Below are 22,705 nucleotides of genomic sequence, written 5' to 3'. Positions count from 1 at the left end.
TCTCCAGAAACCGAGCGGAGAGGGACAGGAGATTTCGATGAGTTTTAAGGTTGCGATCGTCGGCGCCACGGGCAATGTGGGCCGGGAAATGCTCAACATACTGGAGGAACGCGGCTTTCCGGTGAGCGAGGTGGTGGCGCTGGCCTCGCGGCGCAGCCAGGGCACGGAAGTGTCGTTCGGCGACCGCACGCTGAAGGTCAGGGCGCTCGACCAATATGATTTTTCAGACACCGACATCTGCATCATGTCGGCTGGCGGCAACGTCTCCAAGGAATGGTCGCCGAAGATCGGCAAGCAGGGCTGCGTCGTCATCGACAATTCGTCGGCCTTCCGTTACGACCAGGACGTGCCGCTGATCGTTCCGGAAGTGAACCCGGATGCGATCTCGCTGTTCACGCGCAAGAACATCATCGCCAACCCGAACTGCTCGACGGCGCAGCTGGTCGTGGCGCTGAAGCCGCTGCATGACGCTGCCACCATCAAGCGCGTCGTCGTCGCCACCTACCAGTCGGTCTCCGGCGCCGGCAAGGAAGGCATGGACGAATTGTTCACGCAGACGCGCGCGGTGTTCGTCGCCGACACCGTCGACGTCAAGAAGTTCACCAAGCGTATCGCCTTCAACGTCATCCCGCATATCGACGTCTTCCTCGACGACGGCTTCACCAAGGAAGAGTGGAAGATGGTGGCCGAGACCAAGAAGATGCTCGACCCCAAGATCAAGCTGACGGCGACCTGCGTGCGGGTGCCGGTGTTCATCGGTCATTCGGAAGCGGTCAACACCGAGTTCGAAAAGCCGATCACCGCCGATGAGGCGCGCGAGATCCTGCGCGAGGCGCCGGGCTGCCAGGTCATCGACAAGCGCGAGGACGGAGGCTACATCACGCCACTGGAATCGGCCGGCGAGGACGCCACCTTCATCTCGCGCATCCGCGAGGATTCGACCATCGACAACGGCCTGTCGATGTGGATCGTCTCCGACAATCTGCGCAAGGGCGCGGCACTCAATGCGGTTCAGATCGCCGAGATGCTGGTCGAGCGCGGGCTGATCCAGCCAAAGAAGAAGGCGGCGTAGTTTCGCTCACGGCCGTATCGCCGCTAACGCGGCTGGCCTCCGCGGGGCGCCGGACGACCGGCGGCCTGCGGTCGCAGGCACGGCCTTCGGCCGTTAGCGCCCTTCTCCCCGCTCACGGGGAGAAGGTTCCGGCTGGAGGATGAGGGGCAGCGCAGGCGTCTCAAATAGGCAGCAAGGTGCCGGCGTCACAGCCGGTTCTCCTCCGCTAGGTCCAACAGCAACTCCAGCGCCTCCTCCGCCCGGTCGGCGGGCACGAACAGGTGATCGTGGTAGAAGGCCGAGACCGGATTGACGCCGATGCCGGCCGCGGCCAGTCGTGCGGTGATGGCGGCGAGGAAGCCGACCGCTTCCAGCGACGAATGGATGTTCAGCGTCAGCATCCGGCAGCGGAACACGGTTTTCAGTCCAGCGGCCTTGGCATGGTCTTCATGCACGATCAGCGTGATGCCCTCGCGCTCGCGAAATAGTATCACCGGGTGGAGCCTGTCGGGAACGGGCGCATCGGGTGGCAACGTGGTGAACACATGAACCCCGGCAAGCAATTCCGGCGTCATTGCCGCCAGCAACTGTTTCAGGTCGGTCGCTCCGGCCATCGATTGCTTTCGTTGTGCGACTAGGCGGCTGCTGCGTCGAGCGCTCGAAGACACTTCTATGGATTTTCGATAACGCCCTCCACCTCACCCCGCAAGGTGGACTTGGCCAGGTTCGTTGCTGACTGAACGTACACACCCAAGGTTCGCCGCTGGGGTGAAAAACTGGAGGCATGTCGGGTCGCCGTCACGGGCCGCGTCCTTGGTTCGAGCTGGCGGAGGAGCCAGTGCTCACAACGACCGGAGGGAACATCAATGACTATGTCTCAGGCAGCACCCGTCTCATCGCGTGCCTTGTGGGCCGGCCGCGTGCTCAGCGCCGTCATCGTGCTGTTCATGATCTTCGACGGCGTGATCAAGCTACCGCCGCTCGAAATCGTCACCCAGACTATGGTGCAGCTCGGCTGGCCGGCCGATGCCAATGTCTCGCGCATGCTCGGCATCATCGGACTGGTCTCGACAGCGCTTTACGCGCTGCCGCGCACCTCGGTGCGTGGCGCCATCCTGCTCACCGCCTATCTCGGCGGCGCCCTCGCCACGCATGTGCGGATCGGCAGCCCTTTGTTCTCGCACATACTGTTCGGCGTCTATCTCGGCGCCATCCTCTGGGGTGGCCTGTATCTGCGCGATCCAAGGGTGCGCGGGTTGTTCCCATTCAACCAATAGCGGCGACTTCGAAAGCGGTTCGATGGTGGCCACGCCGCCAGAGCGGGCGCGATCTGCCGCCGCTTTTCTACTCTTTGGATCAAATCGAGTTGGATCAAATCGAGCGCCGCCGGGCGGCAGCCGATCTTCTTCTTTGGATCAAATCGCCTGGTTGCGAGTTAGGAGGTTCAGCGGCGAGGACGGCACCCTGTTGGAGAGGAACGACAATGAAAAAGGTGATGATCTTGATGGCCTTGCTGGTACCGCTCGGTGCCTGCTCCCGCACTGAGCAAGGCGCGGCAGTTGGTGGCCTGGGCGGTGCGGCGGTCGGCGCTGCGGTGGCCGGCAACCCAACCAAGGGCGCGGTGATCGGTGGTGCGGCCGGCGCTTTGGCCGGTGCGCTGATCGGCCGTGCCAGCGAAAGCGGCCAGTGCCGTTATCGCGATCGTAACGGTCGTGTGTACGTTGCGAGTTGCCCAGAGGGCTATTGATCGGGCCGCACCATGCGGACGAACAGCAAAACGGCGGGCAAGGCCCGCCGTTTCGTGGTTGTGGAGATGATTTATTCGGCGCTGGCGGCTTCCGCCTCGGCCGGCGCGGCTGCAGCGGCGGCAACGGCCGCGGCGGCATCTTCCTGCGCCTTCTTCAGCAAGGCTGCGCGCTCCTGCGCCTTCTTGCCGGGCTCGGCCTTCTTCGGGTTGGAGCGAGCTTCGCGCTTGGCGATGCCGGCTTCATCGAGGAAGCGCAGCACGCGGTCGGTCGGCTGGGCGCCATGCGACAGCCAATGCTTGACGCGCTCGGCGTCGACCTTGACGCGTTCGCCGTCCTTGGGCAGCAGCGGGTTCCACGAGCCTAGCGACTCGATGAAACGACCGTCACGCGGCGAACGCGCGTCGGCGACGACGACATGGTAATAGGGACGCTTCTTCGAGCCCGCACGGGCCAATCGGATTTTCAGTGGCATTTCTCTTCTCCTAAAAGCTCTGATTTGGTTGATCGGTTGGTGGCTGGTCCTCAGCCGGTTTTCGTCACGCCGTTGGATGCGGCGATCTGCTCGTGATGGCGGATCACTTCGCGGACGACGAAGTTCAGAAATTTCTCCGCGAAATCCGGGTCGAGATGGGCGTCCTTGGCCAGTTGGCGAAGACGGGCGATCTGCTCCTGCTCACGCGCCGGGTCGGCAGGCGGCAGGCCATGTTCCGCCTTCAGCACACCGACTGCCTTGGTGCAGCGGAAGCGCTCGGCCAGCATGTGGATCAGCGCCGCGTCGATGTTGTCGATCGAGGCGCGATAATTGGCCAGCGCCGCACGTGCGTCCGCCATGTCCTTCTCTTCGTTCATGGCGCCCTCACTTCTTCTTGCCGAGGCCATTCTTGCCAAGCATTGGCAGCCCGCCACCGCCCGGCAGGCCGGGAAGTTTCATGCCGCCGGGCAGCCCAGGCAGGCCACCGCCACCGGGAAGACCGCCGGGCAGGCCCTTCATGCCGCCGAGCCCGGCCGCCTGCGCCTGCTTCTGCAAGGCTTCGAGCTGCTTGGGGTCCATCTTGGAGAGATCCGGCATGCCGCCGCCCATCATGCCGCCTCCGGGACCGCCTGGGCCGCCAGGCATCATGCCGCCGAGCCCCATCTTGGAAGCGAGGCCGCCCATCATGCCGCGCATCAGGCCGCCGCCTTTGCCCTTGCCGCCCATCGCCTTCATCATGTCGGCCATGCCGCGATGCATCTTCAACAGTTTGTTGATTTCGGCCGCGTCGGTGCCCGAGCCGGCGGCGATGCGCTTCTTGCGCGAGTGCTTCAGAATATCGGGGTTGGCGCGCTCCGCCTTGGTCATCGACGAGATGATGGCGAGCTGGCGGCCGAACATCTTGTCGTCGAGACCGGCGGCGGCCATCTGATCCTTCATCTTGCCCATACCGGGCATCATCCCCATGATGCCCCCCATGCCGCCCATTTTCGACATTTGCTGAAGCTGGCCGGCGAGGTCGTTCAGGTCGAACTTGCCCGACTGCATCTTCCTGGCCATCGCCGCCGCCTGTTCGGCGTCGATGTTCTCGGCCGCCTTTTCGACGAGGCTGACGATGTCGCCCATGCCGAGGATGCGGTCGGCGATACGCTTGGGATGGAATTCCTCCAGCGCGTCCATTTTTTCGCCGGTGCCGATCAGCTTGATCGGCTTGCCGGTAACGGCGCGCATCGAGAGCGCCGCACCACCGCGGCCGTCGCCGTCCATGCGAGTCAGCACGAGGCCGGTGATGCCGACGCGCTCGTCGAAGCTTTTTGCCAGATTGACGGCGTCCTGGCCGGTCAGCGAATCAGCAACCAGCAGGATCTCGTGCGGCGACGACATCTTCTTGATGTCGGCCATCTCGACCATCAGCGGCTCGTCGATGTGGGTGCGGCCGGCAGTGTCGAGGATGACGACGTCATGGCCGCCGAGCTTGGCCGCCTGCACGGCGCGGCGGGCGATATCGACCGGCGTCTGGCCGGCGACGATCGGCAATGTGGCGACCTTGACCTGCTCGCCGAGCTGGCGGAGCTGCTCTTGCGCGGCGGGACGCCGCGTGTCGAGCGAGGCCATCAAAACCTTCTTGTTTTGACGGTCGGTGAGGCGCCTGGCGATCTTGGCCGAGGTCGTCGTCTTGCCGGAACCCTGCAAGCCGACCATCATGACGACGACCGGAGCCGGTGCATTGAGATCGATGGCGACGCCCTCGGCGCCGAGCATCTCGACCAATTCGTCATGGACGATCTTGACGACCATCTGGCCGGGCTTGATCGACTTGACCACGGCGGCGCCGACGGCCTTCTCGCGCACCTTGTCGGTGAAGGAACGCACCACTTCCAGGGCCACGTCGGCCTCGAGCAACGCACGGCGTACCTCGCGCAGCGCCGCCGAGACGTCAGCCTCCGACAAGGCGCCGCGGCCGGTGAGGCCGTTCAGGATCGAACCAAGGCGCTCTTGCAGGGACTCAAACATTGGTCAACCCACCGCGCGACAGCGCCTTGGATTGATTTTGATCCCTGTCGGGCCGATGGCCCTCCACGCCTCTTGTGCGTTCCTGTAGCGATTCAAACATTCTTTTTCCTTTTCCCTGGCACCCGGATGATGCCCGAGAGGTAATGCGTTCGCGCCAACTGTCCAAGCAAAAGCCGGTCCGGGCAAAAGCCCAAAGCCAAAAAGCACCCGGGGGCGCATAGCGCTGCCGGGTGTTGGCCTCCGGGATCGATTTACAGCACTTCACCTCAAGGAGGTTTCGGCGTCCCGGTCGGTTTGCTCGGAGGAATACTCGTCGCGGATTTCGCGGCGTGTAGACAGGAAATCGGCTGCAGAGTCAAGCTTTGGTCAGGCTTTGCGCCAAATATGCTCGGGGCGGCAGGCAAGGCGCATCAGCGCACGCCGCCGGCGAGCGGCATATCCGGCTCGACCTTCAGCGATGAGCGCGGATGCAAAAGCAACAGAACAGTCAACAGGCTGCTGACGATGCCGATCACGGCGATGAGGACGGCGTCTAAAGTCGTCCAGCCGGCGGATTCGAGCGGCTTGGCGTTGAACAGGGCGAAGGAATTATAGCTTTGCTGGTGCGAAATCAGCAGGAAACCGGTCAGATTGTTGCCGAGATGGGCGCCGAAGCCGGCACCGAGATTGCCGGTCGCATAGACCAGAAGCGTCAGCAACAGCGCAAAGGCGGCGATCGAGGCCAGCACGCAGGCATTGATGGCGGCGCTCGAACCTGGGCTCCAGTGCAGGGCGGTGAACAGCAATCCCGGCAGCAGCGCCCAGATGAAAGGGTTCTGGAACCGGCTCGCCAGGCCCCTGAGCAGATAACCGCGAAAAAGCATCTCCTCCGACGAGGTCTGCAGAAAGGTCAGGGCGGTGATCGGGATCAGGAACAAAAGCCACGAGGACAGGCCGATCGCGCCGCGCGCGATGTCGGGCTGCAAACCATAAAGCAGGATCTCGGAAAGCAGCGACGTGATCAGCACCGCGGTCAACCCTTTCAGGAACCCCGCCCAAGAAATCCGCCGGCTGACGCCAACCAGGGCGGTCAGCTTCTCGCGATGGATCCAGCGCATTGCAGCCCAAAGGCCGAGCCAGATTCCGGCAAATGAAGCCAGCGCCGCGAGGATGCCCGCAGGAGAGGCCATGAAATCCTGCACCGCTCCTCCACCTGGCGAGGCGGTGCCAGATGACGCCTGCCAAACGGCAAAGGCATATGTGCCGCCGAACAGCACGGCGGCAGTGGTTCCGAGCCAGAACAGGATGACGACCACCGCTCCAAGCAGAAGCCGCGGCAAAGTGGTCTTGTTGTTGGTGGTGTGCCGGTACTGTTGGAAGGCGGTTGGGTCGATCGTCACGCGGGCTCGCTGGCTGGTGCTTCGGCTCGCAAGGTCTAGAACATCGGCCGCAATGTGGAAACCGGTATTGCAGCGGCAGTACGGGCTTGTGGCAATGTCGGCAGTGCGAGCGGCCGCCGCTATAGGGCGACCGCCCTGTTTGTATTGTCAGCGCTCGACGTACATGATGCGCCTGGTGCCTGGATCGACCAGTGCCGGCTGGCCGTTCACATAGACATAGCGGTAATCATAGTCCGGAATCTCGCGCAGCTCGACGGTGTCAGGCAACGTCGCGCCGGTCACCACCTCGCCCTCGAGATAGACCGGTTCGAGCCGATGCGTACGGACATAGGTGCGGATCTCGGCCGGCGGTCTGCGGATGGGCTCGATCGCCTCGCCGGCAACGATCGCTCCGGTATAGGTGTCGGAATACTCGGCGCTATCGGCAGGCGGTGTCACGACGGCAATGTCGGCGCTGGCCGGACGCTGTGTCAGGACCACACGGCTGCCGCCGAAATCGGCCGTCACATAGTCGGAATAGACCCAGCCCTGGCCGTTGGCCTCGGCGATGGTGCACCATTTGCTATTGGCGATGCAGCCGTCGAGCGTCGCCGACTGGCCGGCCGCGAGCACACCGATGACCGGATATTGTGGGCCGGGGCCGGCGCGTACATTGAGATCGGTGATGGCCGAGACGGCGGTGTCGGCCAAAGCAGAGCCCGACATCGCTATGAGCGCTCCGGCCACCGCCGGAAACAATATGCGTTTCATGGTTTTCTCTCCGTTTCACAGTCCCTCGGGACCGAAAACGAAGCAAAGCCGCATGCGTTCCGGCTAAAAGGCTTCGGCCGGCTCACGATTTGTTCCAGTCGTTTTCGGCAGGTCGGTCAAAAGCTCGTGAACAAAAGCAAGTTTTTGCGCCGCCACGTCCGAGATGACGAACGGATAGAGATCGGGCAGGCCCATGCAGCGGTTGATCGAGTTGGATGCCTCCGACAGCACCAGCCAGCGCTCGAGAATCCTTTCGAAGGGCTCTGGCCTGGGGGCGGGTTCCGATGGTGCCGGCTGCAACTTGCCGCCGGTATCGGCGCGCGGCAGCTCGTTGGCTTCAACGGTCGCCAGCCGGCCGAGCGGGAAATTCAGGGCATGCACCATCTCCAGCGTGTCGGTGATGTGCATGTGATGCGCCCATGTCTCGGCCCAGTCCTCCCATGGGTGCGACGTCGCATAGGCCGAGATATGGCGCTGCTGCCAGTCGGGCGGCGCGCCATCGGCATAATAGGTCTTCAGCGCCTGTTCGTAATCGGCGCGCTCGTCGCCGAACAAAGCGCGAAAACCGGCAAGCCTTTGCGGATCGTCGCGGATCAGGCGGTCCCAGTAATAATGGCCGAGTTCATGGCGGAAATGGCCGAGCAGCGTGCGGTAGTTCTCGCCCATCTCGACGCGCCGTCGCTCGCGCTCTGCCGAATCCGCCTCGGCGACGTTGAGCGTGATCCGGCCGTTGTCGTGGCCGGTCAAGATACGCTCGCCGCCGGGACCGCCGCCGATCGGATCGGCAAGAAAATCGAAAGCGAGGCCGATCTCGTCGCCGGGATTCTGCTTGGGTGCGACCGGCAGGCCGAAGGCGAGCAGCGAATACACGGCACGCTTCTTTGCCGCCTCGACACGGATCCAGCGGCGGCGGTTGCCGTCGACCGACAGATCCGGAATCAGCTGGTTCAGCGCACAGGCGCGGCAGAAGGCGTGGCCGGGCTCCGCCATCCAGTTGCAGGCGCATTCGTCGGCATTGGTGCAATGGAAGACGTCGCCGCCGGACAGCGCGAAGCACGCATGCTCGGGATCGTAGACCACGAGGCTGGCGCAGTTCAAGCATTGCGCGTTCTCGAAATAGAGACGGTGGCCGCAATGCGGGCAGTCGAAAAGCTTCATTGGCGTCTCAAATCATTCGAAATGCGAAGGACAATACGAACAGGAGAACGCCAAACGCCTGTCAGCTGCCCACGTTCCTGCCGGCCGACGCTATTTTGCCGCAAGCTGGGCGACGACCTCCTTGGCCACTGCCGCGCCCGATAGCCTGGCGCCGCCGCACGTCTGCATCAGCGGACCGGCCAAATGCTCGCCGGCGAAGAAGATCTTTTCCGCCACCGGCTGCATCAGCGTGGCGCGCGCTTGCGAGCGGCCTGGCCGCGCCGCCGCATAGGCGCCGCGCACGAACCGCTCGGCGCCCCAATTGGTCATCATCGCGCGTCCGACATGCTTCCGTATGTCGCCGCCGAAGATGCCGCAGAGCCGGTCGACGACGAAGTCGATGCCGGCCGCCTCGCCCGCCGCCGACATCTCCCAGGCGAAATCGCCGCCGACGAAACCGACCATCAGATCGAGGTCGAAGGGAAAGCAGAGGAAGTAGATGTCGTGTCTGGCCAGCCGCTCGATCAGCAAATCGTCGAACGGCTCCAGGCCGAGCCTTGTACCGGATATTTCGACCGGCAGCTTGGTCAGCATGCCCATCGGCAGGTCGAAGAAGGCGGCGAAATGCGCATCGGGGAGTGCAGGCGAGAACGCAATCTCCTCGAAGGCGAGCACTGCCGGCGAGGCGGTGACGATAACCGCCTTGGCGCAGATGGTACCGCGATCGGTGACGCAGGCTACGCCCGGCCCATCCCAGACGATCTTGCGCACCGGCGTCGACAGTTCCACCGGCACATCGGCGCCGAAGCGCGCAACCAGCGTACCGAAGCCTTCCCTGGTGAAATAGTTCGGATCGAGATCGGCGGCGGCCTGAAAGTCGCGGATCGATATCTCGTCCTCGTCGGCGCCGAAATCCATCGCCCCGGCGAAGGTTGCGGCGGCGCGCGGCGCGTGTCCCTTGGCGAGCAATGCCGAAAGACGGTCGTCGTCGCCTTCCCTCACCTGATGTGCCGCCACCAGTTCGAACAGCCTTGCGTCGGCCACCTTCATCGCCGCCTCTTCGGCTTCGCTTGCCTTTCGCTCGCGGTAGTAGAGATGATCGACATTCATGTCGTGATGGTGAAGCGTCCAGGCGGCGGCTTTCGCCTCGGGAAAATAAGGATTGCGGTCCGCGGCATGCAACCAGGCGCAGCCGATGTCGAACGGCACGCCGAAATGCTGATCGCTGGTCCAGGCGCGGCCGCCAATGCGGTTCATCGCTTCCAACAATTTGAAGGAAAAACCGGCAGCGCGCAGGCTCTTGGCAGCCGAAAGCCCGGCTGAACCGGCGCCGATGATCACGACATCAACGTCTTCCATGCTTATTCTGCCCCCGCCACAATAATTACTTGATCGTAGGCAAATTCCCGGGCGTCCGCCAGTGTGGTGGATTTGAGGTTCCTGCTGTATTGAGTGCATCGGCGTGGCGCCGGGGCAGTGACAAGCAGGTGTTTCGCAGGCAAGTTCGCAATTGGGAACGTGATTCAGGCAACCAGGAGAGCAGCATGGCATTTCTTGCCAAGGGGAAGATGTTTGTAGTGGCCACGGTGGTGGCGGTGCTTGCGCTGGCGACGGGCGCGCAGGCGGCCAGCTGTGGCAAGAGCGGCGCCGGCTTCGAGGCGTGGAAACCGGAGTTCGCTGCAGAGGCCAAGGCCGACGGCGTCGGCTCGAAGGGTCTGGCCGCTCTGGCTCGCGCAACCTACGCGACAAAGACGATCTCCGTCGACCGCGCCATCCATAAGGCTTTCAGCGGCTCGGTGGAAGCTTTCATGAAGCGCCGTGGCGCGTCCGCGATCATTGCCAGGGGCCGTGCGCTGAAGAAGGCCAATGCTGCGCTGTTCGACAAGATCGAACAGAATTACGGCGTGTCGCCGGGCGTGTTGCTCGCCATCTGGGGCATGGAAACCGGCTTCGGTTCCGCCATGGGCAACCAGAATACGGTCTCCGCCATTTTAACGCTCGCTTATGACTGCCGCCGTCCGGAGTTCTTCTACCCGCATGCCATTGCGGCCCTGAAGCTGGTTGATCGCGGAGCGTTGAGCGCCTCGTCGGTCGGTGCCGCGCATGGCGAGATTGGTCACACGCAGTTCCTGCCCGGAAATGTTTTGACATATGGCGTAGGCAACAAAAACCTGCGCGACAAGGCCACTGCGTTGGCTTCTACCGCCAATTTCCTCAAGAGTCATGGTTGGCGACCGGGCGCCAGCGCGCAGGCGAATATCGGTGCAATTGCCGGCTGGAATTCCGCGAGCGTCTACCAACAGGCCATCGCCCAGATCGCCGACGCGATCGACGGCGGCTGACTAGAAATGTCCGTTCGACAAAAAGCCCGGCCGTGTGCCGGGCTTTTTTGTCGGTGCGTGTGGCATGCCAAGAGAGGCGAGCGCCTGGGCTCTCCATTGTTCACGTAACCGCCGCCCAATGGGCATTTCTTGGAAGCGGGAACCTCGAAGGAGCCTGCGTAAACATTTGAGCAGGTACGGAACTTGGAGTTCCGTGGCGTTGAAGGAGCCGCCTTTGGCCTGCCCTCGATCACCGTCGGGACTCCGGCAGCTTGCGAGTAGCTGCCGCCCAAGGGGCATTTCTCGGAAGCGGCAACCTCGAAGGAGCCGGTGATAACATTTGAGCAGGTACGGAATTTGGGGTTCCGCGGCGCCGGGGTGGCCCTAGCAGCCGCCTTTGACTTGCCCTTGATGACCATCCAGATTTCGGTCGGTTGATCTAGCTGCAGGCTGTTTATGTCGGAGTAGCTGATGCGTCCGGTGCGCACCCCTTCGGCAAGGCGCTGGCAGAACAGGGCCGGCATGTGCTCCTGCGAGACGCCCATGAAAGAGGCGATATCGTGCTTGAGCGTGATGCTCCACAGGTGGACAGCAGAGATGCACCCGTCTGGATTCTGCTCGCGTTTCGAGGCCGCCTGCGAGGACTGGCATCCAATAAAGACGATGGCTGCCGCAAGCAGGAGAAAAATGGCGTTTTCATTATCAGAATCCCTCCGTCCCGCGAGGGATACCAAATAGAAACCCGGCGTCTCCGCCGGGTTTTCCTGGAATAGTGTTTGGCTCAACCCGTGCGGCTGCGCGCGGCCAATGTCCTAAGCCTGAGCGCGTTGAGGCGGATAAAACCTTCGGCGTCCTTCTGGTCGTAGGCGCCGCGGTCGTCCTCGAAGGTGACCAGCGCATCGGAATAGAGCGTCTTCCTCGACTTGCGGCCGGTGACAATCACGTTGCCCTTGTAGAGCTTCAGCCGCACGGTGCCTTCAACGTCTTCCTGGCTCTTGTCGATCATCGCCTGCAGCATCAGCCGCTCGGGCGCGAACCAGAAGCCGTTATAGATCAGCTCGGCATAGCGCGGCATGAACTCGTCCTTGAGATGGGCGGCTCCGCGGTCGAGCGTGATCGATTCGATCGCCCGGTGGGCCGATATCAGGATGGTGCCGCCGGGGGTCTCGTATACGCCGCGCGATTTCATGCCGACGAAACGGTTCTCGACCAGATCTAGCCTGCCGATGCCGTTGTCGCGGCCGAGATCGTTAAGTGCCGCCAGCATCGTCGCCGGCGACAGTTTCTTGCCGTTGAGCGCAACCGGATCGCCCTTGAGGAACTCGATCTCGATCTCGGTGACCTCATCCGGTGCATCCATCGGCGAGATGGTGCGCTGGTGGACGAATTCCGGCGGCTCGCTCCACGGGTCCTCTAGCACCTTGCCCTCGGAGGAGGAGTGCAGAAGGTTGGCGTCGACCGAGAACGGCGCATCGCCCTTCTTGTCCTTCGGCACCGGGATCTGGTGCTGCTCGGCGAAGTTGATCAGGTCGGTGCGCGACTTGAACGACCAGTCGCGCCAGGGTGCGATGACCTTGATGTCGGGGTTCAGCGCATAGGCGGAAAGCTCGAAACGCACCTGATCGTTACCCTTGCCGGTGGCCCCATGCGCGATCGCGTCGGCGCCGGTCTCCCTGGCGATCTCGACAAGATGTTTCGAGATCAGCGGCCGGGCGATCGAGGTGCCGAGCAGATAGCTGCCTTCATAGACGGCGTTGGCGCGGAACATCGGGAAGACGAAATCGGATACGAACTCCTCGCGGACATCTACGATGCGGATGTCCTTGATGCCCATCATCTCGGCCTTGCGCCTAGCCGGCTCCAGTTCGCCACCCTGGCCGAGATCGGCGGTGAAGGTGACGACCTCGGCGCCGAGCTCGGTCTGCAGCCATTTCAGGATGATCGAGGTATCGAGGCCGCCGGAATAGGCGAGCACGACTTTCTTGACGGCTTTTGCTTTCGACATGGTGGGCAGTTCCGCGACAGGGGTTCTTCGCGGGCGAGGTATCACGGCGTTTTAGGCCAGCGCAAGGGACGAACGATGCTTGGACCAGATGCTGTATCGCTCAGAGGCTGGCGAGCACACGGGTCCTGCGCTATGGCTGCGCCGTCTTTTGCCGCTACGAGACGAGCCATGTCCTTCATCCCCGACAGTACGACGCTTATCCAGTTCGCCATCGCCACCTTCATCCTGGCGATCACGCCCGGGCCTGACATGACGCTGTTCGTCTCGCGCACGCTGAGCCAGGGCCGTGCCACCGGCTTTGCCTCGATGGCCGGCGCCTTGTGCGGCACACTGATTCACACCACGCTGGTGGTGGTCGGCGTCTCGGCGCTGATCGTCGCCTCGCCGATGGCGTTCTTCGTGCTGAAGATTTTCGGCGCCGGCTATCTGGTCTTCCTGGCATGGCAGGCGATCACAAAAGGGTCGGCGTTTTCACCGGAGAAGAAGAGCGGGCCGCAGATCTCGCTGTTCCGCAGCTGGGCCGCGGGGCTCGGGGTCAATCTGCTCAACCCGAAGATCATCCTGTTCTTCATGACCTTCCTGCCGCAATTCGTCTCCGCGCATGATCCCAACGCGCCGGGAAAGCTGTTCTTCCTCGGCGTGATGTTCGTCGTGCTGGCGATCCCGGTGACGGCGCCGATGGTACTGGCGGCGGAAAAATTCTCGGCCGCGATGAAATCCAGCCCGCGTGTGACCCGCGTCGTCGACTATCTGTTTGCCGGAGTTTTTTCGGCCTTCGCTCTCAAGATCCTGACGGCCCAGGCGAAATAGGTACTTTCATTTTGCGCATGATCCTTTCCGAACCTTTGGTGCGGGGTCATGCGCTGATCTGGCGCCAGCTTCCGGCCGAGCGCCCGGCGCTCAGCCAGTAGAAAATACCGCCGACCATACCGCAGCCGATCACCGCCAGCATGACGCTTGTGTTGGTAACCTCGAAATTGGCATCGGCCGTCTGGTGGACGAAGCCGAGGAAGACCGCCGCTACCGCCGCGCCCGCCAGTGCATAGAACAGCCAGTCCCGCCGGCCAAGGATCTCGGAAACCAGGATGGCGATCGCCGCCGGCATGAAAGCGAAATAGGCGACGAACAGCCCGACGAAGGGGACTGAAAACCACAGCGAAGCCTGCGCCGCCGGTTGCGTCTCGTCCGTCATCAGCCCAAGAGACGCCAGGAACATGATGTTAAGGAAGGCGCTTGCCGCCAGCGAAGCAACGCCATAGCCGACAAGGATGACGGCGAAGCGGATCAGATAGGCGACGACGCGATTCACACCTCGCCATGCCCCGCGATCATCATCGCTTCCAGCGCCAGCCGGTCGACCTTGCGCATACGCTCGGAGTCCGACTTGAGCTGGCCGCAGGCGGCGAGGATGTCGCGGCCGCGCGGCGTGCGGATCGGCGAAGCATAGCCGGCATTGTTGATGTAGTCGGCGAATTTCTCGATCGTCTCCCAGTCCGAGCACTGGTAGTTGGTGCCCGGCCACGGATTGAACGGAATCAGATTGATCTTGGCGGGGATGCCCTTGAGCAACTTGACCAGCGCCTTGGCGTCCTCGATCGAATCGTTGACGTCCTTCAGCATCACATATTCGAAGGTGATCCGCTTGGCGTTGGACAGGCCGGGATAGGCCCGGCAGGCAGCGATCAGCTCGTTCAGCGGATACTTCTTGTTGATCGGCACCAAAAGGTCGCGCAGATCGTCATTGGTGGCGTGCAGCGAGATCGCCAGCATCACACCGATCTCCTCGCCGGTGCGGAAGATCTCGGGCACGACGCCCGATGTCGAGAGCGTGATGCGCCTCTTCGACAGGGAAAGCCCGTCGCCGTCGGATGCGATCAGCAGCGCCTTCTTCACCGCCTCGAAATTATAGAGCGGCTCGCCCATGCCCATCATGACGACGTTGGACACTTTCCGGCCCTCGGCCGGCACGATGGCGCCGTCGGGTGTGTCGCGGTCGGGGAAATCGCCGAGCCGGTCGCGGGCGGTCAAAAGCTGGGCGAGGATTTCCTCGGCGGTCAGGTTGCGCACCAGCTTCTGCGTGCCGGTGTGGCAGAAGGAGCAGGTCAGGGTGCAGCCGACCTGCGACGAGATGCAGAGCGTGCCGCGGCCTTCTTCGGGAATGTAGACGGTCTCGATCTCGACCGGCCGGCCGGCGCCGCGCGGCGGAAAGCGGAACAGCCATTTGCGCGTGCCGTCGGAGGAAATCTGCTCCTCGACGATCTCGGGCCTGGCAACGGTGAAATGCCTGTCGAGCGCGGCGCGCAGATCCTTGGAGATGTTGAACATGCCGGCAAAGTCGGAAACGCCGCGCACATAGATCCAATGCCAGAGCTGTTGGGCGCGCATTTTCGCCTGGCGCACCGGCACGATGCCGGCGGCGACGAGGGCGGCCCCGAGTTCGGCGCGCGTCAGGCCGATCAGCGACGGCTTTTCAGGCGTCGTGCGGGTGCGCAACGCGTCACGCGCGCCCTCAGTGGTAAGATCGAATGAAAGGGTCATTGTTGCGCCAATATAAGCGATTTACGGCCGAATACAGCATCGTGCCCGAAATGAAGCGCGGCGCATAGCACAGGTTAGCGGCGGAGTCATGCAGGTGGTCTTCCCTTCTCCCTTGGGAGAAGGTGGCCGAGCGTAGCTCGGTCGGGGGTGTTCCAGCTTGGCGCCGACCGCGTTCCGTCCAACACCCCTCTTCCGTCTCGGCGCTGCGCGCCGATCCACCTTCTCCCACAAGGAGGGAAGGGAAGACCGTGCCTAACCGCCTACTTGCACTTGGCGATCGAGGCCAGCGCCGCCGAGATGCCCTTCAGCGAGAAGACGTAAGTGGTGGTGTTGCCGCGGCCGGACTTGGCCGACACCTTCATGTCGGTGCCGGTCTTCATCGCGGCGATCAGCACCGGCTCCTCGGCGGCGTTCTCGACCCAGGCCGACTTGCCGCGCGTGAACATCGAAAAAGACTTCTTGTCGATAGTGACGGTGGCCTTGGAACCTTCCTGGAAGGCGTAGCCGGCGATGAATTGCGGCTCGTAGGACACTTGCTGCCCCGGCCGCTGGCTGACGAAGAAGAACATGTCGCCGTGATCGAGCGTCGGCGGCTGTTTGTCGGTTGGCACCGTCAGGACATAGCAGACCTTGCCGCCGCCCGACGCCTGATAACTGTAGGTGCCCCAGGCATTATGCTGGCCGATCTTGGTTGCCGACTGCGCCAGCGCGGGCGCCGTCAAGGCCACCAGGGCCAGGCTGGAAACTATAGCAATCAATCCGCGCATCGCTTTTCCCGTATTCCACTGGTGCGGCGGCAGGCCGGCTCGGCGTCCTGCCCGTCGCTTCATTTTGATTTAATCTGGGTTACCAAACGGTGAATTTCCCTAAGAAAAGGATGTTCACGCCAGGAAACCGCCGCCGTCTTCGCGCTGCCGCTCGAAAAAGCGGCTGGCGCACTGTCCCTCCGCGACTTGGAGGCCACGAAAACGGCAAGAGTTTGACTTTTCAAGCAGCTAGGTTTCGCGGCGATACCCGCTTTTCTTGAGGTACGTGACGAATTTCCCTGCAGGCGGTACCATGTCTGCGTTCGTCGCCACGGCACTCGGCCAGGGTGCCCTCCTTGGCGGCTTACGGGAGATTTGGCCATGGCCATTTCCGAGACAGTCCTGATCCTCGCGGGCGGCACAGTCGTCCTGGCGATCGTGTTCGGCATTCGTGTCGCCGTCCGCGCGGCGGCTAGCGGCGCGGTGCCCCGGTCGGATGGCGGAGAGGCGGCGGGCGGATCGGGCGCGTCCGACGTGCCCGGGGTCATTGCGCTACCGCCTTTGATTTTCCTCGGCTTCCTGGCGGCGGCAACCGTGCTCGAGGTGCTCGCGCCGCTCCCGGTCATGGCCGGGCAGGCGCTCGCCCGCTATCTGGCCGGCGCCGTGCTCGCGGTGTGCGGCTTCGTGTTCCTCTTTATGGCGGCGGGCCGCTTTCAGGCCGCTGGAACCAACATACCACCGACCTTGCCAACGACGGCGCTGGTCGTCGACGGTATCTATCGGCGGACCAGAAACCCATTGTATCTGGGAGCGACCCTCATTTATCTGGGCCTCGGCGTCGCTGCCGGAAGTCTTTGGGCTATCGCGCTCGTCATCCCCCTGCTGTGGGTGATCAATACCGGCGTCATCGCGCCGGAAGAGCGCTATCTCGAGCGGAAGTTCGGAGATGCCTATCGCGCCTACAAGGCGCGGGTGCGGCGGTGGGTTTGACGGCCGGAAAGTCTCGCGCGATTTTTTGCGCCGTGCCGGCTCAGCTCTCGTCGGCGATGGCCTGTTTGGCGGCGAGCCGGTGCGCGGGCGTGATGTGGGCGCTGACGGTTGTGATCGCGGCGGTCAGCACGGCGATGTCGTCGGTGAAGCCAAGCCCAACCATGAAATCGGGGATGACGTCCGTCGGCAGCACGAAATAGCCGAGCGCAGCCAGCAATGTGCCCTTGGCGCGAAGCGGCGTCTTCTTGTCCATGGCGCAGTAATAGGCGGCGACCACCTCTTCAATAAACGGGATATGCCGGGCAGCTTTCTTCGCCGTACGCCAGAACTTGTCGCGCACTTCACTCTCGTTGCCCGGCTTGCTGCCGAGGCCGAAGAAATCAAAACCGGATTTTTGCGCCATTAATCTCTCCTTGCGGCCGTCGCGTGACTTCACGCATGACCGCGAGGCAAAATGTGGTGAAAGCCGAACCTCGCTGCAAGGTGTAGCTAGGCTCAGCCGCCGAAATAGCGGTTCATCTTTCTGGCCAGATCGAAATCCAGCGCCGTCAGGCCGCCGGCGTCGTGCGTGTTGAGGGTCACGTTTACCGTCTTGTAGACATTCGACCAGTCGGGATGGTGGTCCATCTTCTCCGCCGCCAGGGCGACGCGGGTCATGAAGGCAAAGGCTTCGGAGAAATTCTTGAAGGTGAAGGTGCGGGTGATCGAGCCGCCATCCTTGGCAAGCGACCAGCCTTCGAGGCCGGCAAGTTCGGCGCGGATCGCCTCTTTTGCTAGTTTCTCCCAGGTCATATCCGCCTACCGCATGATCCGCGAAGCGTCGGCGGCGCCGACCAAACGGCTGGCGACGCGGTTGTCGGCACCTGAAAGCGGCCAGGCCTCCTCGACGACGTAAGGCCCGCCGCCGACCGAATCGCGCGACGACATCAGCACGAAGCGGCCGACCCGGAACGGCAGCGTCGAAAAATTGCCGCGTGCCGACAGGTACTGGGCGACATCGAGCGGGCTCGAATTGCGCAGGCGGGCCAGCGTCACATGCGGCATGAACTTGCGCGGGTCGGCCGGGATGCCGAGCCGCTGGCAGATGCGCTCGATCTCGGCCTGCAATGCGGAAAGATCGGGCGAAGCGGCGACCCCGGCCCACACCGCATGCGGCTTCTTCTGGCCGAAGGCGCCGACGCCGGACAGCGTCAGCGGGAAGGAGGAGCGGTGAACACGGTCGAGCGCGTTGGCGATTTCGTCGGCGACATGGCCCTCGACATCGCCGATGAAGCGCAGCGTCAGATGGTAGTTCTCGACGTCGATCCAGCGGGCTCCGGGCAGGCCGCCCCTGAGCAGGGACAGCGAAAGAGCGGCATCACGCGGTATTTCGAGGGCGGTAAAAAGACGCGGCATGGGAAGCCTCCTGTCCTCGAATCGAACTCTTGCACCTAGCGAATCATCGATATTCGAACGGGGCAAGCGGTTTGTTGGTCGCAGGGCTGCCTAAAAGCTTCCCCAACGGAATGTGGTGCGGCGGCGAACCCTCGCCTTCAGGAATTACCCCGCACCGTTGCAATGGCCTTCTCCACACCGGACAGGATACCCTCGACGATGCGGTCGACGCCTCCGGCGTTCGGATGAAGGCCGTCCTCGAGCTGCAGGACGGATTGACCAGCGATGCCCTCGAGAAAGAAAGGATAGAGCGGCACGCCGTATTTTTCAGCCAGTCGCGGAAAGATTGCGTCGAACGCCTTCTGGTAGTCGGCGCCGAGATTGGGCGCCGCGCGCATTCCGGCAAGCAAAACGGCGATCTTGCGCTGCTTCAGTTTTGCCAGCATGGCGTCCAGGTTTTTTTCCGCTATGGCGGGCGAAACGCCGCGCAGCATGTCGTTGGCGCCGAGCTCCAGGATGACGAGTTGCGTTCCGTCCGGCACCGACCAGTCGAGCCGTGACAGGCCGCCGCTCGTCGTATCGCCGGAGACGCCAGCATTGGCGACCGTGACATCGTAGCCCTTGGCGCGAAGCGCCGCCTGCAGCTTTTCGGTGAAGCCCTGACCTGGCCCGAGGCCATAACCCGCCATCAAGCTGTCGCCCAAACCGACAATGGTGAACGGTTCGGCGCTCGCCGACGAAATGGCGCCGCAAACGGCGAGGAAAAGGGCGAAGGCTGCGGCAAAGGTGTGTTTGAAAGCCATGCGGCAGGCCCCATATGAACCAGGAACATCTGTTGGCGAAGGCAGGTTTTCATCTTTTGTCGAGCATCGGATGCTCTAGCCTTCATCCTCCATATAGGACGATTTGATTTTGGAAGAAGCCGTCATTTCGCTGAAAGACGTATCGCTGACGCTTGGTGAAGGTGGCTCCTCGGTCCATGTGCTGAAGGGCGTCAGCCTCGATGTGGCGGGCGGCGAAGCGACAGGCATCGTTGGACCCTCAGGTTCGGGAAAGTCGACATTGCTGATGGTTTTGGCTGGGCTTGAAAGGGTCGATTCGGGCACGGTTCGAATTGCCGGCGAGCTGCTCAACGGCAAAAGCGAAGACCAGATCGCATCGTTTCGGGGGCGAAACATCGGCATCGTATTCCAGTCTTTCCATCTCATCCCCAACATGACGGCGCTGGAAAACGTTGCCGTCCCGCTGGAGCTTGCCGGCCATGCCGATCCGTTCGGCGGGGCGGCGCGCGAGCTGGCGGCGGTCGGTCTCAGCGATCGCGTCACCCATTACCCCGGCGAATTGTCTGGCGGCGAGCAACAGCGCGTGGCTATCGCCCGGGCGCTGGCGCCGTCGCCGCGCATCCTGATCGCCGACGAGCCGACCGGCAATCTCGACCAGGCGACGGGGCGGCACGTCGCCGACCTGCTGTTTGCCAAGGCGGCCGAACGCGGCATGACGCTGGTGCTGGTCACACATGACCCGGTACTCGCGGCGCGCTGCTCGCGCCAGGTGTCGATGCGGTCGGGGCTGATCGAGGACGCGCCTGAGCCGGCCACCAGGGCCGGCAAGGTGACCGCCTGATGCCGCTGTCGCAAACACTGAGGCTCGCCTTTCGGTTTTCGCTGCGCGAAATGCGTGGCGGGCTGTCCGGCTTCCTGATCTTCCTTGCCTGCATCGCGCTCGGCGTCGCGGCAATCGGCGGCGTCAATTCGGTCGCGCAAGCGATTTCCGCTGGTGTTGCCGACCAGGGCCAGACGCTGCTCGGCGGCGATCTCCGCTTCCAGCTCAACCAGCGCGATCTTACCAGAGCCGAACGCAGCTTCCTCGACCGGCTTGGCGCGGTTTCGCACAGTGCCAACATGCGCTCGATGGCCAGGCTCGAGGACGGCTCCGACCAGGCGCTGGTCGAGGCCAAGGCGGTCGACGGCGCCTATCCGCTCTATGGCGCGCTGGAGACTGAGCCGGTGCTGTCGCGAGAGGATCTGTTCGGCGAAAAATCCGGCGTCTTCGGCGCCGCCGCGCCGGACCTTTTGTTCGAGCGGCTGAATCTTGGCATCGGCGACCGGCTGAAGCTCGGCAGCGCGACATTCGAGCTGCGTGCAAGGCTGGTCAACGAGCCGGATGCGGTGTCGGATGGCTTCGGCTTTGCGCCGCGGCTGATGGTGTCGACCGACGGGCTTGCCGCTTCCGGCCTGATCCAGCCGGGCAGCCTGGTCGAGAACGCCTATAAGGTCCGGCTGCCCGGCGGCACCGGCGAGACACAGATCAAGGCGATCCAGGAGCAGGCGGCAAAAGAGTTCCCGCAGGCCGGCTGGTCGATCCGCACGCGCAGCAATGCGGCGCCGGCGTTGTCCTCGAACATCGAGCGGTTCTCGCAATTCCTGACGCTGGTTGGGCTGACGGCGCTGGTGGTCGGCGGCGTCGGCGTGGCCAATGCCGTGCGTGCCTATCTCGACGGCAAGCGCGGCGTCATCGCCACCTTCAAGAGCCTAGGGGCTTCGGGCGGGTTCGTCTTTGCCGTCTATCTGGTCCAGATCCTGATGATCGCCACCCTCGGAATCACGCTGGGCCTGGTGCTCGGCGCATTGATGCCATTCGCGGCCAGCGCCGCACTCCAATCGGTTATTCCTGTGCCGGCGGAAGGTGGGTTCTATCCCGGCGCCCTCGGCATGGCAGCGCTGTTCGGGCTGCTGGTGACGCTGGCTTTCGCCTTGCTTCCGCTCGGCCGCGCCCGCGACGTGCCGGCAACGGCGCTGTTTCGCGAAATGGGTTTCGAGGGCCGCGGTTTTCCCCACCCGCTCTACATCGCCGCGGCATTGGGCATCGCCCTGCTCCTGGCGGTACTGGTGATCCTGTTTTCCGGCGACCGCCGTATTGCCTCGATCTTCATTGGGGCCACGGTGGTGTCGTTCCTGGTGCTGCGTGTCGTCGGCTCGCTGGTGCAGTGGGCGGCAAAGAAAAGCCCGCGCGTGCGTTCGACCGCGCTCAGGCTCGCCATCGGCAACATCCATCGGCCAGGCGCCTTGACGCCATCGGTGGTTCTGTCGCTTGGCCTCGGGCTGACGCTGCTGGTGACGCTGGCGCTGATCGACGGCAATCTCAGGCGGCAGATCTCGGGCAGCCTGCCGGAACGGGCACCGAACTTCTTCTTCGTCGATATCCAGAGCGGCGACGTCGATGCTTTCTCTGCGCTGGTCGCCAAAGAGGCGCCGCAGGGCAGGCTGATCAAGGTGCCGATGCTGCGCGGCCGGGTGATGGCGCTCAACGGCGTCGCTGTCGACAAGGTCAAGGTTCCGGCCGAGGGCGCCTGGGTGCTGCGCGGCGATCGCGGCCTGACCTATGACGCAAAGATGCCGGAGAATGCGACGCTGACCGAGGGCAGCTGGTGGCCGGAGAACTATGCCGGCGAGCCGCTGGTCTCGTTTTCCGCCAAGGAAGGCAACGAGATCGGGCTGAAGCTCGGCGACACCATCACCGTCAACGTGCTCGGCCGCAACATCACGGCCAAGATCGCCAATTTCCGCCAGGTCGAATGGGAAACCATGGGCATCAATTTCGTCATGGTGTTCTCGCCCAATACATTCGCCGGAGCGCCGTACGGCTGGTTGGCGACGCTGACCGAGACGAATGCGTCGGCAGCCGACGACGCGCATCTTCTCAATGCCGTCACGCGTGCCTTTCCCGCGGTCACGACGGTCAGGGTCAAGGACGCGCTCGAAATCGTCAACCGGCTGGTGGCGCAGCTCGGCACAGCAATCAGGGCGGCAGCGGGCGTGGCGTTGATCGCCTCGGTGCTGGTGCTGGCCGGCGCGCTCGCCGCCGGCAACCGGGCTCGCATCCACGACGCGGTGGTGCTGAAGACCCTGGGTGCGACCAGGAAAACGCTGATCGCCGCGTTTTCGCTGGAATACATGCTGATCGGCCTTGCCACCGCGATCTTCGCACTGGCGGCGGGCGGTGTAGCGGCATGGTTCGTCGTCGCGCGCATCATGGCGCTGCCATCGCACTTCATGCCCGAGGTGGCGGTGGCGACCATCGGCTTTTCACTGGTGGTCACCGTCGGCATCGGCCTTGCCGGCACGTGGCGGGTGCTGGGCCACAAGGCGGCGCCGGTGCTGCGGAATCTTTGAGCCAGAGCC

The 22,705-nt window shown here is 63.4% G+C and carries 25 protein-coding genes; 8 read left to right on the top strand and 17 right to left on the bottom strand.

Annotated features, from left to right (window positions below):
* The first annotated feature begins 37 nt into the window (after nt 1–37).
* A complete protein-coding gene (locus NKI79_RS14195) occupies nt 38–1,072 on the top strand; it encodes an aspartate-semialdehyde dehydrogenase (protein WP_352802211.1) in 1,035 nt (344 codons plus the stop codon).
* A gap of 185 nt (nt 1,073–1,257) precedes the next feature.
* Here NKI79_RS14195 and NKI79_RS14190 read toward each other — a convergent pair whose 3' ends face one another.
* Complete coding sequence (locus tag NKI79_RS14190) at nt 1,258–1,665, bottom strand: ACT domain-containing protein (protein WP_352802209.1); 408 nt, start codon at nt 1,663–1,665, stop codon at nt 1,258–1,260.
* Between the two features lie 252 nt (nt 1,666–1,917).
* On the opposite strand from NKI79_RS14190, the gene NKI79_RS14185 reads away from it, so the two are divergent.
* Both NKI79_RS14185 and NKI79_RS14180 read left to right on the top strand, forming a co-directional pair.
* Entirely contained in the window at nt 1,918–2,328 is a 411-nt protein-coding gene (locus NKI79_RS14185; RefSeq protein WP_352802207.1) for a DoxX family protein, read from the top strand.
* 206 nt (nt 2,329–2,534) lie between these two features.
* Entirely contained in the window at nt 2,535–2,798 is a 264-nt protein-coding gene (locus tag NKI79_RS14180) for a YMGG-like glycine zipper-containing protein (protein ID WP_023680734.1), read from the top strand.
* A gap of 71 nt (nt 2,799–2,869) precedes the next feature.
* Here the strand turns inward: NKI79_RS14180 and rpsP are convergent, their stop codons facing one another.
* From rpsP to NKI79_RS14145, 7 genes are all read right to left on the bottom strand, one after another.
* Nucleotides 2,870–3,271: a 30S ribosomal protein S16 gene (rpsP, locus tag NKI79_RS14175; protein WP_254817891.1), complete on the bottom strand. Its 402-nt coding sequence runs from the start codon at nt 3,269–3,271 to the stop codon at nt 2,870–2,872.
* 50 nt (nt 3,272–3,321) lie between these two features.
* Nucleotides 3,322–3,648, bottom strand: a complete 327-nt coding sequence (locus NKI79_RS14170) for a chorismate mutase (protein ID WP_254817890.1) — start codon at nt 3,646–3,648, stop codon at nt 3,322–3,324.
* A gap of 7 nt (nt 3,649–3,655) precedes the next feature.
* Complete coding sequence (ffh, locus tag NKI79_RS14165) at nt 3,656–5,284, bottom strand: signal recognition particle protein (RefSeq protein WP_352701218.1); 1,629 nt, start codon at nt 5,282–5,284, stop codon at nt 3,656–3,658.
* Between the two features lie 410 nt (nt 5,285–5,694).
* Nucleotides 5,695–6,663 (bottom strand): CPBP family intramembrane glutamic endopeptidase, encoded by a 969-nt coding sequence (locus NKI79_RS14160; RefSeq protein ID WP_352802205.1) that lies wholly within the window; start codon nt 6,661–6,663, stop codon nt 5,695–5,697.
* A gap of 147 nt (nt 6,664–6,810) precedes the next feature.
* Nucleotides 6,811–7,413 (bottom strand): DUF1236 domain-containing protein, encoded by a 603-nt coding sequence (locus NKI79_RS14155; protein WP_352479695.1) that lies wholly within the window; start codon nt 7,411–7,413, stop codon nt 6,811–6,813.
* Nucleotides 7,414–7,476: 63 nt separating this feature from the next.
* Entirely contained in the window at nt 7,477–8,571 is a 1,095-nt protein-coding gene (locus NKI79_RS14150) for a zinc-binding metallopeptidase family protein (RefSeq protein WP_352802204.1), read from the bottom strand.
* A gap of 90 nt (nt 8,572–8,661) precedes the next feature.
* Nucleotides 8,662–9,909: a flavin monoamine oxidase family protein gene (locus NKI79_RS14145; RefSeq protein WP_352802203.1), complete on the bottom strand. Its 1,248-nt coding sequence runs from the start codon at nt 9,907–9,909 to the stop codon at nt 8,662–8,664.
* Between the two features lie 185 nt (nt 9,910–10,094).
* Here NKI79_RS14145 and NKI79_RS14140 point away from each other — a divergent pair, with 185 nt between their 5' ends.
* Complete coding sequence (locus tag NKI79_RS14140) at nt 10,095–10,892, top strand: lytic murein transglycosylase (protein WP_352802368.1); 798 nt, start codon at nt 10,095–10,097, stop codon at nt 10,890–10,892.
* On the opposite strand, the gene NKI79_RS14135 is transcribed toward NKI79_RS14140, so the two are convergent.
* Nucleotides 10,844–11,656 carry a hypothetical protein gene (locus tag NKI79_RS14135; protein ID WP_352802201.1) on the bottom strand — a complete coding sequence of 271 codons (813 nt, stop codon included), beginning with the start codon at nt 11,654–11,656 and terminating at the stop codon, nt 10,844–10,846. The two genes, NKI79_RS14140 and NKI79_RS14135, sit on opposite strands and share 49 nt — an antisense overlap.
* The gene (locus NKI79_RS14130; RefSeq protein WP_352802200.1) at nt 11,653–12,876 is read right to left on the bottom strand and encodes an argininosuccinate synthase; all 1,224 of its coding nucleotides are present in this window, start codon (nt 12,874–12,876) and stop codon (nt 11,653–11,655) included. Before NKI79_RS14130 ends, NKI79_RS14135 begins: the two co-directional genes overlap by 4 nt.
* 168 nt (nt 12,877–13,044) lie before the next feature.
* Here NKI79_RS14130 and NKI79_RS14125 point away from each other — a divergent pair, with 168 nt between their 5' ends.
* Nucleotides 13,045–13,686 (top strand): LysE family translocator, encoded by a 642-nt coding sequence (locus NKI79_RS14125; protein ID WP_254817881.1) that lies wholly within the window; start codon nt 13,045–13,047, stop codon nt 13,684–13,686.
* A 46-nt stretch (nt 13,687–13,732) separates the two neighbouring features.
* Here the strand turns inward: NKI79_RS14125 and NKI79_RS14120 are convergent, their stop codons facing one another.
* The 3 genes from NKI79_RS14120 to NKI79_RS14110 form a co-directional block, all read right to left on the bottom strand.
* Nucleotides 13,733–14,185, bottom strand: a complete 453-nt coding sequence (locus NKI79_RS14120; RefSeq protein WP_352802198.1) for a hypothetical protein — start codon at nt 14,183–14,185, stop codon at nt 13,733–13,735.
* Nucleotides 14,182–15,414, bottom strand: a complete 1,233-nt coding sequence (gene rlmN, locus NKI79_RS14115) for a dual-specificity RNA methyltransferase RlmN (RefSeq protein ID WP_352802196.1) — start codon at nt 15,412–15,414, stop codon at nt 14,182–14,184. Before rlmN ends, NKI79_RS14120 begins: the two co-directional genes overlap by 4 nt.
* 260 nt (nt 15,415–15,674) lie before the next feature.
* Nucleotides 15,675–16,181, bottom strand: coding sequence for an invasion associated locus B family protein (locus NKI79_RS14110; protein ID WP_352802194.1), 507 nt, complete (start codon nt 16,179–16,181; stop codon nt 15,675–15,677).
* A 360-nt stretch (nt 16,182–16,541) separates the two neighbouring features.
* Here NKI79_RS14110 and NKI79_RS14105 point away from each other — a divergent pair, with 360 nt between their 5' ends.
* A complete protein-coding gene (locus NKI79_RS14105; protein WP_352479686.1) occupies nt 16,542–17,150 on the top strand; it encodes a methyltransferase family protein in 609 nt (202 codons plus the stop codon).
* A 40-nt stretch (nt 17,151–17,190) separates the two neighbouring features.
* On the opposite strand, the gene NKI79_RS14100 is transcribed toward NKI79_RS14105, so the two are convergent.
* The 4 genes from NKI79_RS14100 to NKI79_RS14085 form a co-directional block, all read right to left on the bottom strand.
* Entirely contained in the window at nt 17,191–17,553 is a 363-nt protein-coding gene (locus NKI79_RS14100) for a YkvA family protein (RefSeq protein WP_352802193.1), read from the bottom strand.
* 92 nt (nt 17,554–17,645) lie between these two features.
* The gene (locus NKI79_RS14095) at nt 17,646–17,942 is read right to left on the bottom strand and encodes a 4a-hydroxytetrahydrobiopterin dehydratase (protein ID WP_352802191.1); all 297 of its coding nucleotides are present in this window, start codon (nt 17,940–17,942) and stop codon (nt 17,646–17,648) included.
* A gap of 6 nt (nt 17,943–17,948) precedes the next feature.
* On the bottom strand, nt 17,949–18,545 hold the full coding sequence (thpR, locus tag NKI79_RS14090) for an RNA 2',3'-cyclic phosphodiesterase (RefSeq protein ID WP_352507345.1): 597 nt from the start codon (nt 18,543–18,545) through the stop codon (nt 17,949–17,951).
* Between the two features lie 137 nt (nt 18,546–18,682).
* On the bottom strand, nt 18,683–19,327 hold the full coding sequence (locus NKI79_RS14085) for an arylesterase (protein WP_352802189.1): 645 nt from the start codon (nt 19,325–19,327) through the stop codon (nt 18,683–18,685).
* Nucleotides 19,328–19,436: 109 nt separating this feature from the next.
* Between NKI79_RS14085 and NKI79_RS14080 the strand changes: the two genes are divergently transcribed.
* Nucleotides 19,437–20,147, top strand: coding sequence for an ABC transporter ATP-binding protein (locus NKI79_RS14080; protein ID WP_352802187.1), 711 nt, complete (start codon nt 19,437–19,439; stop codon nt 20,145–20,147).
* Entirely contained in the window at nt 20,147–22,696 is a 2,550-nt protein-coding gene (locus NKI79_RS14075; RefSeq protein WP_352802185.1) for an ABC transporter permease, read from the top strand. Before NKI79_RS14080 ends, NKI79_RS14075 begins: the two co-directional genes overlap by 1 nt.
* The last annotated feature ends 9 nt before the right edge of the window (nt 22,697–22,705 follow it).

Source organism: Mesorhizobium sp. M0340, assembly GCF_040321535.1.
Lineage (GTDB): Bacteria > Pseudomonadota > Alphaproteobacteria > Rhizobiales > Rhizobiaceae > Mesorhizobium.
Note: the sequence above shows the minus strand (reverse complement) of the source record. Positions and strands in the feature narration are given on the sequence as shown.

Bases quoted from the DNA above. Each gene is read 5' to 3' on its own strand.
- NKI79_RS14195 (WP_352802211.1), top strand. From the start codon at position 38: ATGAGTTTTAAGGTTGCGATCGTCGGCGCCACGGGCAATGTGGGCCGG.
- NKI79_RS14190 (WP_352802209.1), bottom strand. From the start codon at position 1,665: ATGGCCGGAGCGACCGACCTGAAACAGTTGCTGGCGGCAATGACGCCG.
- NKI79_RS14185 (WP_352802207.1), top strand. From the start codon at position 1,918: ATGACTATGTCTCAGGCAGCACCCGTCTCATCGCGTGCCTTGTGGGCC.
- NKI79_RS14180 (WP_023680734.1), top strand. From the start codon at position 2,535: ATGAAAAAGGTGATGATCTTGATGGCCTTGCTGGTACCGCTCGGTGCC.
- rpsP (WP_254817891.1), bottom strand. From the start codon at position 3,271: ATGCCACTGAAAATCCGATTGGCCCGTGCGGGCTCGAAGAAGCGTCCC.
- NKI79_RS14170 (WP_254817890.1), bottom strand. From the start codon at position 3,648: ATGAACGAAGAGAAGGACATGGCGGACGCACGTGCGGCGCTGGCCAAT.
- ffh (WP_352701218.1), bottom strand. From the start codon at position 5,284: ATGTTTGAGTCCCTGCAAGAGCGCCTTGGTTCGATCCTGAACGGCCTC.
- NKI79_RS14155 (WP_352479695.1), bottom strand. From the start codon at position 7,413: ATGAAACGCATATTGTTTCCGGCGGTGGCCGGAGCGCTCATAGCGATG.
- NKI79_RS14150 (WP_352802204.1), bottom strand. From the start codon at position 8,571: ATGAAGCTTTTCGACTGCCCGCATTGCGGCCACCGTCTCTATTTCGAG.
- NKI79_RS14145 (WP_352802203.1), bottom strand. From the start codon at position 9,909: ATGGAAGACGTTGATGTCGTGATCATCGGCGCCGGTTCAGCCGGGCTT.
- NKI79_RS14140 (WP_352802368.1), top strand. From the start codon at position 10,095: ATGGCATTTCTTGCCAAGGGGAAGATGTTTGTAGTGGCCACGGTGGTG.
- NKI79_RS14130 (WP_352802200.1), bottom strand. From the start codon at position 12,876: ATGTCGAAAGCAAAAGCCGTCAAGAAAGTCGTGCTCGCCTATTCCGGC.
- NKI79_RS14125 (WP_254817881.1), top strand. From the start codon at position 13,045: ATGTCCTTCATCCCCGACAGTACGACGCTTATCCAGTTCGCCATCGCC.
- rlmN (WP_352802196.1), bottom strand. From the start codon at position 15,414: ATGACCCTTTCATTCGATCTTACCACTGAGGGCGCGCGTGACGCGTTG.
- NKI79_RS14110 (WP_352802194.1), bottom strand. From the start codon at position 16,181: ATGCGCGGATTGATTGCTATAGTTTCCAGCCTGGCCCTGGTGGCCTTG.
- NKI79_RS14105 (WP_352479686.1), top strand. From the start codon at position 16,542: ATGGCCATTTCCGAGACAGTCCTGATCCTCGCGGGCGGCACAGTCGTC.
- NKI79_RS14100 (WP_352802193.1), bottom strand. From the start codon at position 17,553: ATGGCGCAAAAATCCGGTTTTGATTTCTTCGGCCTCGGCAGCAAGCCG.
- NKI79_RS14095 (WP_352802191.1), bottom strand. From the start codon at position 17,942: ATGACCTGGGAGAAACTAGCAAAAGAGGCGATCCGCGCCGAACTTGCC.
- thpR (WP_352507345.1), bottom strand. From the start codon at position 18,545: ATGCCGCGTCTTTTTACCGCCCTCGAAATACCGCGTGATGCCGCTCTT.
- NKI79_RS14085 (WP_352802189.1), bottom strand. From the start codon at position 19,327: ATGGCTTTCAAACACACCTTTGCCGCAGCCTTCGCCCTTTTCCTCGCC.
- NKI79_RS14075 (WP_352802185.1), top strand. From the start codon at position 20,147: ATGCCGCTGTCGCAAACACTGAGGCTCGCCTTTCGGTTTTCGCTGCGC.